The sequence below is a fragment of the Lactobacillus sp. ESL0237 genome (genome assembly GCF_003692985.1).
Classification (GTDB): Bacteria; Bacillota; Bacilli; order Lactobacillales; family Lactobacillaceae; genus Lactobacillus; species Lactobacillus bombicola.
On sequence record NZ_REHE01000003.1, the window covers coordinates 92471 to 108800 of the forward strand.

The 16330-nt window shown below is 31.8% G+C and carries 18 protein-coding genes and 1 pseudogene; 13 read left to right on the forward strand and 6 right to left on the reverse strand.

Annotated elements, in window-relative coordinates; all coding sequences use genetic code 11:
• Positions 1–138: 138 nt before the first annotated feature.
• The 5 genes from efp (at position 139) to F5ESL0237_RS00785 (ending at position 4450) form a co-directional block, all read left to right on the forward strand.
• Positions 139–711 (forward strand): elongation factor P, encoded by a 573-nt coding sequence (gene efp, locus F5ESL0237_RS00765; RefSeq protein ID WP_122024369.1) that lies wholly within the window; start codon positions 139–141, stop codon positions 709–711.
• Between the two features lie 183 nt (positions 712–894).
• A complete protein-coding gene (locus F5ESL0237_RS00770) occupies positions 895–1386 on the forward strand; it encodes a PTS glucose transporter subunit IIA (protein WP_158592422.1) in 492 nt (163 codons plus the stop codon).
• A 25-nt stretch (positions 1387–1411) separates the two neighbouring features.
• Positions 1412–2266: a PRD domain-containing protein gene (locus tag F5ESL0237_RS00775; RefSeq protein WP_122021202.1), complete on the forward strand. Its 855-nt coding sequence runs from the start codon at positions 1412–1414 to the stop codon at positions 2264–2266.
• Positions 2259–3671 (forward strand): PTS transporter subunit EIIC, encoded by a 1413-nt coding sequence (locus tag F5ESL0237_RS00780; protein ID WP_370448604.1) that lies wholly within the window; start codon positions 2259–2261, stop codon positions 3669–3671. The genes F5ESL0237_RS00775 and F5ESL0237_RS00780 overlap by 8 nt, the downstream gene beginning before the upstream one ends.
• Positions 3672–3682: 11 nt before the next feature.
• Complete coding sequence (locus F5ESL0237_RS00785; protein WP_122024372.1) at positions 3683–4450, forward strand: ChbG/HpnK family deacetylase; 768 nt, start codon at positions 3683–3685, stop codon at positions 4448–4450.
• 218 nt (positions 4451–4668) lie between these two features.
• Here F5ESL0237_RS00785 and F5ESL0237_RS00790 read toward each other — a convergent pair whose 3' ends face one another.
• The 4 genes from F5ESL0237_RS00790 to F5ESL0237_RS00810 form a co-directional block, all read right to left on the reverse strand.
• Positions 4669–4914 (reverse strand): hypothetical protein, encoded by a 246-nt coding sequence (locus tag F5ESL0237_RS00790; protein ID WP_122024373.1) that lies wholly within the window; start codon positions 4912–4914, stop codon positions 4669–4671.
• Between the two features lie 210 nt (positions 4915–5124).
• Entirely contained in the window at positions 5125–5511 is a 387-nt protein-coding gene (locus tag F5ESL0237_RS00795) for a hypothetical protein (protein ID WP_122024374.1), read from the reverse strand.
• A 254-nt stretch (positions 5512–5765) separates the two neighbouring features.
• Positions 5766–6194: a hypothetical protein gene (locus tag F5ESL0237_RS00800; protein WP_122024375.1), complete on the reverse strand. Its 429-nt coding sequence runs from the start codon at positions 6192–6194 to the stop codon at positions 5766–5768.
• A gap of 248 nt (positions 6195–6442) precedes the next feature.
• Entirely contained in the window at positions 6443–7684 is a 1242-nt protein-coding gene (locus tag F5ESL0237_RS00810) for an MFS transporter (RefSeq protein ID WP_122024377.1), read from the reverse strand.
• Between the two features lie 367 nt (positions 7685–8051).
• Here F5ESL0237_RS00810 and F5ESL0237_RS00815 point away from each other — a divergent pair, with 367 nt between their 5' ends.
• Positions 8052–8918: a helix-turn-helix domain-containing protein gene (locus F5ESL0237_RS00815; RefSeq protein ID WP_122024378.1), complete on the forward strand. Its 867-nt coding sequence runs from the start codon at positions 8052–8054 to the stop codon at positions 8916–8918.
• Between the two features lie 306 nt (positions 8919–9224).
• Here the strand turns inward: F5ESL0237_RS00815 and F5ESL0237_RS00820 are convergent, their stop codons facing one another.
• The gene (locus tag F5ESL0237_RS00820; RefSeq protein ID WP_122024379.1) at positions 9225–10244 is read right to left on the reverse strand and encodes an SLAP domain-containing protein; all 1020 of its coding nucleotides are present in this window, start codon (positions 10242–10244) and stop codon (positions 9225–9227) included.
• 557 nt (positions 10245–10801) lie between these two features.
• Here F5ESL0237_RS00820 and F5ESL0237_RS00825 point away from each other — a divergent pair.
• Positions 10802–11146, forward strand: coding sequence for a hypothetical protein (locus F5ESL0237_RS00825; protein ID WP_122024380.1), 345 nt, complete (start codon positions 10802–10804; stop codon positions 11144–11146).
• Between the two features lie 64 nt (positions 11147–11210).
• Here the strand turns inward: F5ESL0237_RS00825 and F5ESL0237_RS00830 are convergent, their stop codons facing one another.
• On the reverse strand, positions 11211–11972 hold the full coding sequence (locus tag F5ESL0237_RS00830; protein WP_122021223.1) for a DeoR/GlpR family DNA-binding transcription regulator: 762 nt from the start codon (positions 11970–11972) through the stop codon (positions 11211–11213).
• A 196-nt stretch (positions 11973–12168) separates the two neighbouring features.
• On the opposite strand from F5ESL0237_RS00830, the gene ulaG reads away from it, so the two are divergent.
• The 6 genes and pseudogenes from ulaG to F5ESL0237_RS08500 all read left to right on the forward strand — a co-directional run.
• Positions 12169–13242, forward strand: a complete 1074-nt coding sequence (gene ulaG, locus F5ESL0237_RS00835; protein ID WP_118895739.1) for an L-ascorbate 6-phosphate lactonase — start codon at positions 12169–12171, stop codon at positions 13240–13242.
• A gap of 25 nt (positions 13243–13267) precedes the next feature.
• Positions 13268–13744, forward strand: coding sequence for a PTS sugar transporter subunit IIA (locus F5ESL0237_RS00840; protein WP_122024381.1), 477 nt, complete (start codon positions 13268–13270; stop codon positions 13742–13744).
• Between the two features lie 2 nt (positions 13745–13746).
• Positions 13747–15237 carry a PTS ascorbate transporter subunit IIC gene (locus F5ESL0237_RS00845; RefSeq protein WP_122021226.1) on the forward strand — a complete coding sequence of 497 codons (1491 nt, stop codon included), beginning with the start codon at positions 13747–13749 and terminating at the stop codon, positions 15235–15237.
• A gap of 15 nt (positions 15238–15252) precedes the next feature.
• A complete protein-coding gene (locus F5ESL0237_RS00850; RefSeq protein WP_122021227.1) occupies positions 15253–15558 on the forward strand; it encodes a PTS sugar transporter subunit IIB in 306 nt (101 codons plus the stop codon).
• Between the two features lie 9 nt (positions 15559–15567).
• Positions 15568–16206, forward strand: a complete 639-nt coding sequence (locus F5ESL0237_RS00855; protein WP_122024382.1) for a 3-dehydro-L-gulonate-6-phosphate decarboxylase — start codon at positions 15568–15570, stop codon at positions 16204–16206.
• 35 nt (positions 16207–16241) lie between these two features.
• Positions 16242–16330 (forward strand): annotated as a pseudogene (locus F5ESL0237_RS08500) (xylulose 5-phosphate 3-epimerase); the annotation flags it as partial.

Below are 16330 nucleotides of genomic sequence, written 5' to 3' on the forward strand. Positions count from 1 at the left end.
GTAGCGAGAAGGACAAGTTTGCTATAATTAATTAGATGAGTAAGATTTATTTATGATTGATTAAAAAACTTATATTGCCTCCAGCGGGGACTTAGTTATTTTTAGTCATTTCTAATTAAGCATTTAAGGAGTAAAAAATTGGTACAGGCAATTAATTTGAAAAAGGGTATGGTTTTTAATCAGGATGGTAAGTTGATACGGGTCTTAAAAGCTAACCATCACAAACCAGGTAAAGGAAATACCGTTATGCAAATGGATTTGCGTAATATTGAAAGTGGAGCAGTAGTTCATAAAACAATGCGACCAACGGAAAAGGTTGAACTAATTGATATTACTAAAAAAAATGCCCAGTTTTTGTATAATGAAGGGGATACTTATACCTTTATGGATTCAGAAACTTACGAACAGTATGAAGTTACTAGTGAAAAATTGGGTGACGACAAGCTTTACTTAATTCCTAATATTCAAGTGCAACTTGAATTTGCTAACGATAGTAACCTTCTAGGGGTCGAACTTCCAGCAACAGTAGTAATGAAGGTAGTGCATACAGAACCTGGAATTAAGGGTGCCACAGTCACTGGTACAGGTAAACCAGCAACTATGGAAACTGGTCTAGTTGTGCAAGTTCCTGATTTTATTAAAGATGGAGAAGAATTGGTAATTAATACGGCTGAAGGTGTATATAAGTCAAGAGCTGAAGTTGGAAAATAATCTTTGATATAGATTGGTTATTTTAATAATAGCGCTTGCATAAAATAATATTTTAGGTATAATTATATATATAAAATATTAAAAATGGATTGTTACTCTTTGAGGCATTACCATTAGATGAAGTACTTCGTGTGCTTCCTAATTAGTAGTGTTTTAAAGAGTTTTTTGTTTTGGAGGAAAATTTTGTTTAAATTTTTAAAGAAAAAAAAGCGAGAATTTAAAATAACAGCACCGGCTTCGGGGACCTTAATCAACCTTTGCGATGTGCCTGATCCTGTTTTTTCACAAAAACTAATGGGTGATGGTTTCGCAGTTAAATTGAATAAAGATGAGGAAATTATTCATGCTCCGATAGAGGCAAAAGTTGTCTCCTTACCTGAAAGTAAGCATGCAGTTGGATTAGTTACTGCTGATGGTGATGAAATATTGCTTCATATTGGAATTGATACGGTCAATTTAAAAGGGCAAGGGTTTACGGCTAAGGTTAGACAAGGTGACAAAGTTAAGCAGGGGCAAGCACTTATTAGGTTAGATCGTGATATTTTAGCTAAAGAAAAAGCAGATTTAACAACGATGGTTATTTTAACTAAGCTAGATTCTAATCATCAAAATTGGGATTTTGTTAAAGAATTTGGTGACCAAATAACTGAACAAGATGAAGTAATTAGGCAATAACATTTATGTAATTTAGGGGACGCTAATGCAAGTTATTAAAAAAATTAATAATAACGTGGCAATTTGCTTAGATCAAAATCATGATGAATTGGTAGCATTTGGTAGAGGAATAGGTTTTCCAAAAATTCCATATGAATTAACCGACCTGAGCAAAATAAGAATGACTTTTTATCGTATTGATACATACAATTTCAAGTTGATGAAAGAAATTCCTGAAAATATTTTAGATGTAAGTGCGGAAATTATTCAAAAAGCTCAAGCTGTACTTAAACATGATTTGAATCAAAATATTCTTTTTAGTTTAGCTGATCATATCAATTTTGCTATTAAGCGTTCAAAAAATAATATTAAAGTTAACTACCCTTTTTCTTACGACATTCGTTCATTTTACCCTAAGGAATATCAAATAGGGGAACTAGCTTTAAAGTTAATCAAAAACAAGTTAGATATTCAGTTACCGCTAGAAGAAAAAATTGCAATTGCTATGCACTTTATTAATTCACAAGTAGTGACTACATTACAGTTAAGCGAATCAAGCTTCAACTCCATTGCTGAATTAGCAATTAAAGAAGTTGAAAAACAATTTGATTTAAAAATTGATTGCAATGACTTTATTTATAACAGGTTTGTGACACATTTAAGATATTATTTGAAGCGGCTTGAAAGCAATGAACAAATTAATGATGGATCAAGCAAACTAATTAGAACTAGTTTTAAGCAAAATTATCCCAAAGTTTGCCAATGTACGATAGATATTGTTAATCAAATTGATAAGCAATTAAATACAGTTAGTACCGATGATGAGGTCTTTTATTTAATGATTTATGTTCAGAGAATGATTTCACAGACAAGTCAGAATGAAGGAGAAAAAAATGAGTAAAAATTACCAAGATATGGCGCAACAAATTGTGCAAAAAGTTGGAGGAAAAACTAATGTAGTCAGTGTAACTCATTGTATGACTAGATTACGCTTTAACCTAAAAGATATGAGTATTCCCAAAGATACTGAAATTAAAAACATTGTTGGTGTACTTGGTGTAGCACGTTCAGGTGGGCAGTATCAGATTATTGTAGGTCAGACAGTTAATGAAGTTTATGATGCAGTTGTAGCTACTGGCAATTTGACTGAAGCAGCACCTATTAACGAAAACGTTGAGCAAACAAATAAAATGCATGAAAAGATGACTATGAAATCTGTTGGTAATACTGTTCTAAATAAGATTTCAGGTAGTTTAACGCCGCTAATTCCAATGTTGATTGCAGCATCAATGTTTAAAATGCTTGTAGCTGTCTTAGGCCCCACAATGCTAAATGTGATTTCGGTGCACAGCGACTTGTATCAACTATTTACTTTTGTTGGTGACGCAGGTTTTTATTTCTTTCCTGTAGCTATTGGTTATACAGCGGCAAAGCAATTTAATACTTCACCAATTTTGGGAATTTTTCTAGGTGCAATCATGCTTGATCCGGGATTGGTAAAAATAGTTGCTGCAGGTAAACCATTTACTGTTTACGGCTTACCTATGCATTTAACTGATTATGGTAGTACAGTTGTGCCAATTTTGCTATCAGTTTGGATTATGTCATATATTGAACGCTTTTTTAATAGGCATATAACTGCTTCTCTACGGACAATTTTTGCACCTACTTTGACGATAGCGATTATGTTGCCACTTTCTTTATGTATATTGGGACCTTTAGGTGGATTCTTAGGTGAATATGTTTCTAAAGGAATAATTTCATTTGGTCAGCTTGGTGGATTAGCTGCTATTATTGGGGTTGGATTAATTGGTGCGTTTTGGGAAGTATTAGTAATGACGGGGATGCACTTAGTAATGATCAGTGCAATGATTACAATTATTGCCCAAACTGGACACGATAACTTTATTATCTTAGGTTCACTTGCTGCAAGTTTTGCAGTTGCTGGTATGAGTTTAGGAGCTACTTTACGCTTAAAAGATAAGAAAGAAAAGTCTCAGGCATTCAGTTATTTTATTGCAAATATCATTGGTGGAGTTACAGAGCCGGGGTTATATGGTTTAGGAATTAAATATCGCAGACCGTTTATTGGCATGATGATTGGTGGTTTTGCAGGTGGTATTTATGCAGCAATTATGCACGTGTCAGGGTATGTAGTTGTTCCTGTAGCTAACTTTATGGCGCTAACATGTTATGTTGGTGGCTCTGCTACTAATTTTATTAATGGTGTGATTAGTGGTGTAATTGCATTGTTAGTTGCGGCAATTGTAACCTATGCTATTGGTGTTGAACCAAAGAAAAAATAAAAGGAGAAAGAATGATGCATAATCTGATAATTAGAGCCGATGATCTTGGCTATTCTAAAGGCGTTAACTATGGTATCTATGAAAGTATTAAGAATGGCATAATTAATAATGTAGGTGTAATGGTTAATATGAAAGACACACTACATGGTTTAGATTTATTAAAGAATTTTGATTTCGATATTGGGATGCATACTGTAATTTGTGCAGGTAGACCACTTACTGATCCTAAATTGATTCCCAGTCTTGTAACAGAGGACGGACACTTTAAACCTTCTAGAGTATATCGTCAATCCAATCATGATTTAGTTAACCTAGATGAAGTCGTTATTGAAATTGAAGCACAATATAAATTTTTTAAAAAAATTGTTGGCAAAAAACCTGATTACTTTGAAGCTCATGCAGTATATAGTGAAAATTTGCTAAAAGGATTAGAAATTGTTGCCAATAAATATGATCTACCGTTATTACCATTTGATTTAAACTTGAATCCGGTTAAATTTAAAAAAGAAACAACTATCATTAGCTATATGGACAGTATGAAACCTAACTATGATCCATATAAAACATTTAACAACACAGTAAAATTTGCTTTCAATTCGTCACCGAATTATGTGCCAATGATGGTGTGTCATCCTGGCTTTTTGGATCAAAGTATTCTGCAACAATCTAGTTTGACCTTGCCACGTACTCAAGAAGTAGATTTTTTGTGCGATGCACAAGTCCGTAATCAAATATACCAAAAAGATATCCATTTAGTTCGTTACTCAGAATTAAGTTAGAAAACATAAAAATAGCATAAATATGTCATGAGTAGATCTTTAGTAGAGATCAAGAAATTATTCGACTAAGAATTACACTTGATTAAAAACTATTGGATTAAGCACAGCAATTGTAGCTGATGAACTTAAAAAAATTTTCGTTACTTTTAATTTAAAAACGAAAAAACCACCAAAAATCTTGGTGGTCAAAATTTTTTTAAAAATGATACTTACGTTACTTATTTATATTCTCTAAAAAAATATTTAATAATCTTTTGATAAACCATTTCAAAAATAAAAATAATTACAAAAAGATATACAAATTTTATTATATCATCTGAAAACTTGCTAAAAATATTTATACCATGAATTAACATCAATATTTCAGTATCAAATTTATTTAGTAATGCAACAATTAATATAGTACAAATAATATGTATAAATATAAAGTATTTAATTTTTTTAGATTTATTTTTATCTTTCATTGGGTATACTCCGAATCTCTTTACATAATATTAAAATTGTCTTTATTGCTAATTTTAGTTAATTGCTTAACCTATATTACTGAATTTTAGCTAAATTTCTTTACTACTGTCGGTATTTACCCAAGCAGTATTTAAAAGCAATCCTAAATAAAATAAGCTAAAAGCATTGTTTTAATTATGTTTTTGGCATTTAGCATATGTTTACATGATTTACTTTTTTGTAAAATAAAGTTTATCTACTTTCCAATAGATGCTATTTTCTTTTCTCATATCAACCCCGATTGTTTTCCCTTTAATTTCTGTACCATACCAATAAATATTTTTACTTCCACCTTGGTAATCGGAAGTGTTTTTGCAAGAATCTCTCTTATTAAGGTGAACTAAAAAAGAATAGATTCTTTTATCACTTGATACTGCTCTCATTTGTTTGGTATCATGATTTTTAATCATTGTATTAATTTGATAATCTAATTCATAAGGAATATAAGATCCTGAATAAAAAAGGTAAGGGATATAACTTCCTAGTAATATGATATAACCCCCTAGTAATATGATTAATACAAGCACAATGTAAGTTAGTTTATGATTATTATTCATTAGAATACCGCCAGTTAGTAAACACTATTTTTATAAAAAAGTTAACCTATACAAATATTATACAATAAAAATTAGTTTATACATTTAGTGAATAAAATAAAAACTACTTTAAGCATTAAGGACAAGTTGATACTTGAACTTGAAAAGGCATTATCATAATTGGCAAAAAATTTGCTGGTATCGTAATTAAAATAGCAAGTAAAAAAAGCAGTTAAGAATAACTCTTAACTGCTTTTTATTTAACTTAGATTAAATTAGTTATTTACTTTTAAATTATTACCGCCCCATATGATCTTTGTATCAGAAACTTTTATGTAGCATTCATTACTCCTCTTTTGATCAATATCTAAATATTGATCGGCCAGCCTATAGAATCGTACAGTTTCACCTGTGGTTTTATCAGTAATATCAATCATAGAAGTTACTGTAATACCATCTCCTTTATTATAGCTTGGCCTATTATCTTTCTCTATTACTTTTTCGCCCTTTGCGTTATATAAATACCCATCATTAACAAACAATACCCGAGTATAATTAGTATACCTAGGTAAAGGCTGTCTAATTTTTTTAACACTATATTTATTAATAAAATCATTAGTCCCCTTTATTCGATAAAGATTAGTGCCTCCATTGTATCCGTCACCTTTTTTGAGTAAGCCATTACGTCCCTGGTAAGAGTACAATTTCTGCCTGCTTTGATTATAAATGCGCGTGTTGCAGTTTTATTTTGCGTTTGGTCAGTTGTTTATGCTGCATGATTGGTTAAGACTAGTGGTAATTACTGGCACGGTGGCCAAAGCAACTGCCGTTAAACTTAGTTATTGCTTTATACTTTTTAAGAAAGTGAGAACTAAAAATGAACCCAAAGCTGAAAGACAAATCTGATTTACACAAAGAACATAAAAAGCCATATCAGTTACTTGATAAATATTTAAGGTTTTTCATTGGGCCTGGCTACTACTACTTTTATTACTATTCCTAAAATGACCAAGCTAACCCCTAATAGAGTATATAAAGCTAAATTTATATTAGCAGAAGCGATTGTAGTAATAATGGAAGTCATCAGCGGGGCACTTATAATAAGGATAGTATTCAGAGCTCCCATGGACGATGCCAAAATATTTTGATCAACAGTAGATACCAACCACTGCATCATTTTCGGAGAAATAGTTCCAATAAAGATTCCTAAAAAAAGCAAAACGATTAAAGAAAGAAATATATTTTTAGTTAAAATAGCAATAACAGTAGCTACGCTAGTTATAGCTGATAATAATGTGATTCTAAAAATAGAAACTTTTTTGAATATTTGTGGTCCCAAAATACTGCCTAAAATAATCCCACATGACTCCGCCGCTCCTACTAAAGCAATTGTAAAGCTATAAGATAATATTATCATGGAGTTTCTGGCAGAAGCTACTACGATAGAAAGAATTGGTTCTACTGTTCCAATAATACCATTTAGTAATGCAAGGATAATGGTGATAGTTAGTAGCCCCTTAGACTTTTTGATTTGCTTTAATGAAGTAGCAAATGTTTTAAAAAAGCCTTGCTCGTTAATCTCTTGCTCTGGTAACTGCTTATTGGCTCCAGTATATTGAACTTTAACTGTTAAAAATAATATCCCAGCTAATAAAAAAGTAACAGCGTTAATCCAAGCTAGTCCAGAGTATGACATTACTAATAAAAGTCCAGCACCCATAAATTGAGCCAGCATAGTTATAATTTCAGAGATTCCACCGTTAAATCCAGTTGCTTCTCCTATTTCGTCTTTATTAACTAAGTTAACAATAAGAGGCATTTGTAATCCATTAGAATATGCACCCATTGAATCAGAAACTAGGTTTACTATAATTGCGATTATAACTAAATTCCAACTAGCAATATTCTTTGCGAATAATATACCTATAACAGAATATAAGACAAAACGAAATAAAGATAATAAAATAATATATTTAAATTTGTTTTTGGTTTTATCAGCGTAATACCCAGCAATAGAGTTGAAAACTTTGGGTAGTGCTTCTGAGATGGCAATTAATGATAAAGCTAATGAATAATTATTTAATTTACTTGCGTAGGTTATCAATGCTAAATAGAATAAAGAGTCTCCAGCTCCTGAAAGAATTTCAGCAATTGAAAAGGTTCTAAAATATTTATTTTTTAAAAAGACATTCATGGTTTAATCTCCTAACTTGTTATGCGGTTATATAAAGTTTGTATATCTTTTAAATTACAGTCGATAGCATAAACATATTTCAAACAACGAAAAGGCTTTTGTATATTTATGTCTTTATCTAATATTCCAAGAATTTCTTGTTTAGGGACAGTTGCAATAACAGGCAACGATTGAAAATTTTTAATTTGTTTGTTTAATAGCTTCTTTTGGAATATTTGGAAGAAGTTGATATAGTTCTAAGATTGTTGTGGGTTTGCTTAAATTAATATTTTTCATATAGAATCACTCCTTAAATGGTTTCATCAAGCATAGCAAGAAGTGATATAATTTCTCTCAAAAAGTCATATATGAATTTTAAGGGGAAATAATGAAAAAATTTGGAGAATCACTTAGAAAAATTCGAGAATCAAAGGGAGTAACTATAAAGCAAGCCGCTGGTCATACTGTTACACCAGCTTTTTTATCGAAATTTGAACGTGGGGAAAGTGAGATATCATTTTCAAAACTAATAGAAATATTGGATTATATTAATGTTGATATTGATGAATTTCTACTCCAAGCAAATAATTTTGAAAAGCACCCACAAAATATTTTTTTATCAGGACTTTCTGACGCTGTTGATGCTAAGAGTAATGTAATGCTAAAAAATTTGGAAGAAACGGAATTATTATTATACAAGAAAGAAAAAAATATACGTTATAAACATAATATTTATCTTTGTCGATTATATGCAACTATAGTAAATGAAACAGAGCCTAATATTAGTGATTGGGAACCAATTAAAAATTACTTATTTGGGGTGGAGGATTGGTCATATTATGAATTTCTTTTATATGCCAATGCTATTCCATTCTTACCTACGGAAATAATAGAACTATTAAGTAAGTCCGTATATCAAAAAGGTATGAGGTACCTATCGCTTACAGAGAATAAAAATGGATTGACTGAAACTTTGTTAAATACTATTGAAATTTTAATTAAAAGAGATAGGTTAGACATGGCAGCAACATATTTTACGCTAGTTGAATCATTATTGGATTCACCTGATTCTATATTTGAAATGATACGATTAAAGCTTTATCACGGAGCAATACTTTATATGTCTGGTAACAGTGAAGAAGGTTTACAAAATATGGATAATGCTATAAAAGCTTTAAACATGTCAGGTTATCGAGGGAATCAAATTCCTGAATTTGAAAAATTTGAAAAAATAATAGTCAAAAAAACTATATGACTCTTTTAGAAAGCAAAATTGGATTAAGAAGTAAATCTATAAACATCAATTGAGTTAAGCTTCAAATTTAGTATAATAACCTGAAATATCAATATATGCTTCTGCATCTGCAGAATTATTACCAGTCTTAGAAAAATCTATTCAGTCCCACTGTGACTTGTCTTGCGCTCCCCATGGAATTACATAAATCGTTCTGCTGCTTCCCTTGATATCATCTAAATATTTACTAGAAATAAATATGACAAAAAAAGTTGGTAAATTGACGTTGTAAGGACGGAAATTTACCAACTTTTCTACTATAAAATATTATTTAATTACATCTTGTTTTGAATTACTTGGTTTTATCTGTGGACCATAAATATATTTAGAACTTTCTGCTTTAGTGAACATAGCAACTTTATCTTCTGGATATAATAAATCATTTTTTAATTGGTAAAACAATTCTACTTGTTGATCCTCAGCTACCCAGAGATAAACAGCTTTGGTCACTTCTTCAATTGATCCTTTTTTTAGTTGTGGAGAAATGCTTGAAGCTACGTTAGTTTTATTAATAATTATTTCACTAGCTGAATTATGATGAATATATTTTTCTCCATTTTCAGTATAAAGATAGGCGTTATCTGTTAATACAACATTCATAAAATTACTATATGGTAATAATTCTTTTCTTAATGTTCCATTATCCAATCTAATAAATTGATTATTTGTATTTTTAATCATGTAATCCCCACTATCACCGTCACCATCCTCATGGACTCCAAATAGTTCAAAATTAGAAGTTTTACCATTTAAGGTTACAGTTTGCCCCGCATTAATTAATCTTCCTGTTATTTTAGCTTTTCCATTAATAACTTGCATTACAGGAACCTTTTCAGATAATTTAACAGTTATTTCATTAGTGTATAAATAATCATTATCAACTTTTTCAACATTTATTGCTTTCACATAACCACCATGACCAATGCTGTAATATTCTTGTCCCTTGACTATCTTATATGGCAAGTAGAACCAATTCCATTCATCATCATGGAACGAGTATCGTTTAGTATCCGGATTAGTTATTGCTTTAACCTGAGCGGCATACTTAACTGTCGCCCCTTTTTTAAGTAAGCCATTACTCCCCTGGTAAGAGTATAATTTCTGCCCGCTTTGATTATAAATACGGGTATTGTGGTTTAATGTTAAGGTACCGTCTGTTGCAATTTTATTTTGAGTTTGGTCAGTGGTTTGTGCTGCCTGAGCTTGGTTAAGATTAGTGGTAATTACTGGCACCGTTGCCAAAGCAACTGCTGCTAAACTAACTATTAATTTTTTACTTTTTTTCATTTTTTATACCTCATGATAAAAAAGAAATAATATATTTACTAAATTATAGTTTATACTTCAAAGTGGTACGTTTCCAGACAAAAAAGCTTGTTAAAACACTTTATGAATTTTCCCCCCTACAGCAAAAGGAAGGACTGTCAGTTCAGTCTTTCCTTTTTTCGTGGCTAGCCAATTGCACAATTAGATCAATTGAAATTATTTTAGATAAATATAGCTCTTGGTCAAGCTAATCATAAAAAAGCACATGCATTAATAATACTTTGTCAAAAATTAGTTTAAAGTCCCTTTCATACGATTCAGCACTTTAAAATATTTTTTATCTTTAATTTTTATTAATGTCGGAATACTTTCAACCTTATATTTTTTGCGTTCTTTTTTCAAAAAAAGATCACTAGCCGTATTTTCAGTATTAATGCAATAAATATTTATTTTTTGATGGAACTCTGCTTAGCCTGAGGCGAAAGCTTCTTGTCCTGCAATTAAATTTTAGCTAATACCTAAAATAAAAAATTTACCAGCTTTATTATTCCTAGTATAATAAATATAGAGGTGAGATTATGGAAATTGGACCACTGTCAGAGTGGGTTACTGCAATTGCTGAAATTGCTGCAGTTTGTGTTGCGTTATTTTTACCGTATTTTGAAAAAGTTCGTGAAAAGCGAAAAAATAATCGCAATATGAAACTTATCTTCAAAAAATTAATTGAAGGTTCTTTAAGAGATAATAATACTAAAAGTTTAGAATCATATTTTAAAATTGCTTATTTAGCCAGCGATGATGAGAATGATCAGCAATTACTTTCGGTTGTTCATCATGCAATTGAAATTATTAAAGATGATAAAATGTCATCAAGTCAAAAGAATGATGCTATTCAAGAAATATTAGCGTTTTTAAGTGAATAATAGCTATTTAATAATCAAATTGAAAAACGAGCATAAAAAGGTAAGACTTTTTATGCTCGTTTTTTTATAGTTTAACTTGAATTACTTGCACTCCCGCTTTAATAAATTTTTCTATTGTTTTTTTAGGTGTAAAAGTATCGGTAATCAATAAATCAATATCTGATATCTGTCCAATTGTAAAATTAGAAAATTGATTAAATTTACTATAATCTGCAACAACAATCAGCTTTTTAGCTTGCTTAATAATAGCTTTATTGACCTTTGCTTCTTCCATAAATGGCGTAGAAATACCACGAGTTAAGCTTATTCCAGCACAACCAATTATTGCCCAATCCGCATAAATTTTCAAAAAGGCATCCACGGCCCATTCACCACTCATAATCAGTTTGCGGCTGATATTACCACCACTTAAGATTATTTTACTATTACTTTTTCGAATATCTAAGTTTCCGGCATAGCCGTTGTTAGTCAAAATATTAACATCTTTTTTAAGCAAATAAGGAATTGCTTCAAAGGCAGTTGTGCTTGAATTAATAAAAATCCAACTATGTTTTTCAATATGGGCTGCAGCTTCTTTGCCAAGGCATTGTTTGATATAACTGACTGAATCTGTTAATGGTATTTCTTCTGGCTTAACTAAAGTTATCAGTCCTTTGTCTTGTATAACTTTACCTTGATTAGCAAGATAACTACAATCTCTGCGCATGGTCATTATTGAAACATTTAATTTATCGCTAAGTGCATTAAGAGAAAGCGTCTTTTGATGATTGAGCAAATTAATAATTTGTTTTCGTCTATTTTTTATTTCTTGATATGAATTTTTCATTAGCAGATTTCCTCAATAAATTTTTTATCGCTCTATTTTTATCATAAAATATGAAAAAATATCAATATTAACGACTTTTATTTGAAAAAATATCATAAAAAAATATAAATATCATAAAATACGATTGAAAGCGATACCAATAAACAATATAATTTACCGTGAAAACAAACCAAGATTGTCTTACAGGAGGAACAAAATGGCTCAACCTAAAAATATTAATGATGTTACACCAGCTGTATTTGCGGAAAATAATTTTCCTGAATGGGGAACTTTCTTAAACGAACAAATTGCAAATAAAGAGGTACCAGAAAAATCTTTTGCAATTTGGTGGTTAGGCTGCATGGGAACATGGCTAAAAACACATGAGGGTACCAATGTTGCTATTGACATGTGGAATGGTACTGGTAAACACACACATGGTGATGGCAAAATGCGTCAGGGTCATCAAATGATGAGAATGACTGGTGCAGAGACTATGCAACCCAATATGCGTAATAAACCTTATGTAATTGACCCATTTGCAATTAAAGATTTAGATGCGCTTTGCGTTACACATACCCACCATGATCATTTAGATATCTATACTGCTGCTTGTGTTAATAAATACTGTCCCAATGCAAAATTTATCGGCCCACAAGGGGTAGCAGATGAATGGATTGACTGGGGTATTCCTAAAGAAAAAATTACTGTTGTTAAGCCAGGAGATGAAGTTAAAGTTGGCGCAGCAACAATAAAAGCTTTGGAAGCTTTTGATCGTACCGAATTAGTTACTGAGGATGACCCTAATGTAAAATTAGCGGGCACAATGCCGATTGAAATGGATAAGGTAGCGGTTAACTATTTAGTTAAAACATCAGGTGGAAATTTATACCATTCTGGTGACTCCCATTATTCTAACACTTTTGTTAAACATGGTAATGAAAATAAAATTGATGTTGCCTTATGTGCTTATGGCGAAAATCCGCGTGGTATCACAGATAAGTTAGATGATTCACAAGTTTTACGGATGGCTGAAGCGTTGAATACCCAAGTTATTATTCCAATGCACTATGATATTTGGTCTAATTTTTATAGTGATCCTAAAGATATTTTAGCTTTATGGGAGAGAAAGCGATATCGTTTGCAATACGGATTTAAACCTTATATTTGGCAAGTAGGCGGTGAATTTAATTTCCCACAAGATAAAGATAAATATGAATATATGTATGATCGCGGCTTTCATGATGCATTCAAAAATGACCCTGACTTGCCATTCCCTGAATTATTATAATTGTATTAATGGTAGTAGAAAATCAATGCTACCTTATTTTTTAGAAAATAATCTAATCAATATTAGTTCACAGCATCCTAAAGACTGGCAAGAAGCGATTCGAATTTCCGGGGAAATAATGAAAAAGAATAATCTGGTAACCGATAAATATATTGACCAGGTAATTGCTGATATCAAACAATATGGTCCATATATTGTTATCGTACCTGGAGTTGCTATGCCACATTCACAAGCAGACAGTTTGGATGTTCTAGGAACCGGAATTGGGTTAACAATATTCCCCGAAAAAATTTCCTTCGATCATAATTATCCTGAAAAAGATGCACAATTATTTTTTATGTTAGCAGCAAAAGATAATGCAACACATATGAAAAATATTGCTAATCTATCTAATCTGCTAATGGAAGAAGGAATGATTGAAGATTTGTGTCAGGTAAAAAATTTAGCAGATTATCGCAAAGTTATTCAAAAACATGATTCAAGTAAAGAAAAGAGCAAATAAAAATGCAGAATATTTTGAATGCTTTATTGGCTGTTTGGAGCTATTTTGCTACTAATATTTTAAATCAGCCAGCCTTTATGATAGGTTTTATTGTTCTAATTGGTTATATTTTAGAACATAAAAAATGGTATGACGTTTTGTCAGGCTTTTTGAAAGCAACTGTCGGTTACTTTATTTTGGTAGCTGGTTCAGGTGGACTAGTTAATACTTTTAGGCCAATTCTAGTTGGCTTAAAGGCACGCTTTCATTTAAATGCGATGATAATTGATCCATATTTTGGACAAAATGCGGTTAATGCAGGAATTATGCAACGCTTTGGGCGCTCGTTTGCTGATACTATGTTATTGCTATTATTTGCATATGTAATTAATATTTTGTTGGTTAAATTTTCAAAATATACAAAATTACGGGCGGTCTTTACCACGGGTAATGTCCAAGTCCAGCAAGCAGCAACTGCTTTTTGGTTAATTCTATTTTGTTTTCCAAGTTTAAATCGATTATCTATTTTAGCTATTATGAGTCTGATTTTAGGTTTATATTGGGCCGTTGGTTCTAATTTGACTGTTGGCATTACGCAAGAGTTGACTGAAGGTGCTGGATTTGCTGTTGCGCATCAGCAAATGTTTGGTATTTATTTCTTTGCAAAAATTTCAGAAATAATTGAAAAACACTCAATCAAAACTAATAAAAATAAAAGTAAGCGCTTAGAAGATATCAAATTGCCGAGCTTTATGTCTATTTTTAACGATAATATGGTTTCCACTTCAATCTTAATGTTAATCTTCATTGGTGCAATTTTAGTTGTTTTAGGACCTGATTATCTAATTAAGGCGCATTTTATGCAAAAAGGGCAAAGTTTTCTTTTTTATACTTTACAGACCGCCCTGCAATTTTCTGTTTACTTAGCAATTTTACAGTTGGGAGTTAGGACTTTTGTTAATGAATTAACGGAATCCTTTACAGGAATTTCTGATCGTTGGTTGCCAGGTGCAGTTCCAGGAATTGATGTGGCTGCAACCTTGGGCTTTGGTTCACAGAATGCGCAAACAATTGGCTTTATGTTCGGTGCTTTAGGTCAATTTACTATGATTATTTTATTATTGTTGTTCCACTCGCCAACCTTAGTTATTGCAGGATTTATTCCTTTATTCTTTGATAACGCTGTAATTGGCTTATATTCAAATAATCGAGGGGGCTATAAGTGTGCCATGATTATGCCCTTTATTTCTGGTTTGATTCAAGTGGCTGGGTCGGCACTGATAGCAACTTGGATTGGTATGGCCAAATATGGTGGTTATCTTGGAATGTTTGATTGGGCAACGGTTTGGCCATTCTTTACAGTTATTATGAAATATCTAGGTTTGATAGGTGTAGTTGTGATTATTTTGTTGTTGTTGGCTATTCCGCAATTGCAATATCGGGCCGATCCAGAAGGGTACTTCTTAATTACTGAGGATTATTCCGCATGGCAAAATTTAAATAAAAAAGATTAGAAAGAAAGGTATAGTATGAAAATTTTAACGGCATGTGCCAACGGTTCAGGTACTAGTTTGATGTTAATGAGAACTGTCAAGAAAACATTGGAAAAGTTGGGGTATCAAATTACACAGGCTGATCATACGTCTGTTTCTGAAGCTAAGGGAATTGCTCGCAACTATGATGTGGTATTTACTTCAGTTCCCTTCATTAATATGTTTGATGAAGTAAAAAAACGTGGTGGTGAAGTAATTGGTATCAAGAATGTTATTTCTGCCGCTGAGGTTGAAGAAAAAATAAATGCTTCAGCTATTCCTACTAAGTTTAAGAAGAATTAGGAGACAATTATGGATTTACCAAAATTACAAGTGGCTTTAGATTGTGATAATACTGCTCAAGCAATTAATGTTTTACGCCAAGTAAAAGATGAAATTGATGTCGTTGAAACTGGTACAATTTTAATTTATCGCGATGGTTTAAGTGCAGTTTCTGCTTTGCGAGCAATGACTCCTGAAAAAATTGTATTAGCTGATGTTAAGTGTGCTGACGCTGGGACTAAGTGTGGTCAGTCATGCAAGCAAGCTGGTGCAGATTGGATGACGTGCATTAATGCGGCAACAGTACCAACTATGAGCAATGCACAAAAAGAAATTGAGGTCCAAGTGGAATTATATGAAGGTTGGGAAGACGAAAATAGAATGCAAGAATGGCTTGATCATGGCATTCATCAAGTTGTCTACCACCAAAGTCGTGATGCTAAGTTTGCCGGCCAAAAGTGGTCTGAAAAAGATGTTGCTAATGTTAAAAATTTAATCAAGCTGGGCTTTAAAGTTTCAGTTACTGGTGGCGTTCATCCAGAAGTACTGCAGCTATTTGCAGGAGTACCAGTTTATACATTTATTGTTGGACGTGATATTAGAGAAGCTACCGATCCACATGAACAAGCCAAAAAATTTAAGGATGAAATTAATAAAATTTGGGGTTAATTTAAGCAAGTTAAAAAAGGAGTTGAATGTGCATCATGACAACTAATGCACTCGGAATTTACGAAAAAGCTTTACCACAAGATCTATCCTGGCGGGAAACGTTTGAATTAACACATGACTTAGG